The 1,349-nt window shown below is 68.1% G+C and carries 1 protein-coding gene; it reads right to left on the bottom strand.

Features of this window, described 5'->3' with window-relative positions:
- Positions 1–26 precede the first annotated feature (26 nt).
- Positions 27–1,297 (bottom strand): IS3 family transposase gene (locus tag AB0316_RS20950; RefSeq protein WP_366275194.1). Its coding sequence is split into 2 segments (ribosomal slippage): positions 27–1,009 and positions 1,009–1,297, totalling 1,272 coding nucleotides; the frame shifts between segments, so codons are not numbered across the junction.
- Between the last annotated feature and the right edge of the window lie 52 nt (positions 1,298–1,349).

Below are 1,349 nucleotides of genomic sequence, written 5' to 3'. Positions count from 1 at the left end.
TGAACCGCCCCGGCATGTCCGGAGACTTACTGGTTTGAGAACTCCAGCTCCTGCTGGGCCTCGTTTTGAGCGTAGTAGGCGGCTTCGAGCTCGGCCGGTGAGACGTCGCCGCAGTACGCGTAGAGGCGGCGGTGGTTGAACCAGTCGACCCACTCGGCGGTCGCGTACTCGACGTGGTCGACGGTGCGCCACGGACCCCGGCGCTTGATCAGCTCGGTCTTGTACAAGCCGTTGATCGTCTCGGCCAGGGCGTTGTCGTAGGAGTCACCGGTGGTGCCCACGGAGGCCGCGATGTGAGCCTCGGCGAGGCGTTCGGTGTAGCGGATCGAGGTGTACTGCGAGCCTCTATCCGTGTGTGCCACCACGGCTTCAGTGCTCGAGCCGGCACGCTCCCGGGTCCACACGGCCTGCTCGAGGGCGTCCAGGACCAGCTGGGTGCTCATCGACGTGCCGGTGCGCCAGCCCAGGATGCGCCGTGCGAAGGCGTCGATGACGAACGCGACGTACACCCACCCGCTCCACGTCGACACGTACGTGATGTCCGCGACCCACAGCCGGTCCGGGGCGGCGGGGTTGAAGTTGCGTCCGACCAGGTCCCTGGCCCGCTCGCCGGCCGGGTCAGCGATCGTGGTGCGCCTGACCTTCCCGCGGACCGCACCGACCAGCCCGTCCTGGCGCATCAGCCGCTCGACCGTGCAGCGGGCCACCGGGATGCCTTCCCGGTTCAGCGTCAGCCACACTTTGCGCGCCCCGTACACCCCGTAGTTGCTGGCGTGAACGCGGCGGATCTCCTGCAATAGCAGTGCATCCCGATGCTCACGCGCGGTCGCGTGACGGTTGACGTTCGCGTAGTACGTCGATGGGGCGATCGGCATCCCGTGCTCGCTCAGCACCGTGCAGATCGGCTCGACACCCCAGCGCAGCCCGCCATCCTCACGGTGGCCGGCGTGCTCGCGGATGAACTCCACGATCACCGGGAGGGCCGGTCGAGCTCGGCCGCGAAGAAAGCCGACGCCGAACGCAGGATCGCGTTCGCCCGGCGCAGCTCAGCCACCTCGCGCTTGAGCCGCTTCACCTCGGCCGACTCCTCACTGCTCACGCCCGGTCGGGCGCCCTGATCGACCTGGGCCTGACGCACCCACTTGCGGACCGTCTCTGCCGTGCTCACCCCGAGCAGCTGCGCGACCTGTCCCATCGCTTCCCAGTCCGTGGCGTGATCGACACGGATCTCCTCGAACATCCGCACCGCCCGAGCCTTCAGCTCAGGCGGGTACCTCCTGGACGTGTTCCCCGGCATGACTCCAACCTTCCCAAGGTTTCGAGTCTCCCGACATGCCGGGGCGGTTCAG

The organism is Terrabacter sp. NPDC080008, assembly GCF_040702505.1.
In the GTDB taxonomy this organism is placed as follows: Bacteria; Actinomycetota; Actinomycetes; order Actinomycetales; family Dermatophilaceae; genus Terrabacter.
This window is presented reverse-complemented; position numbering and strand designations above follow the sequence as displayed.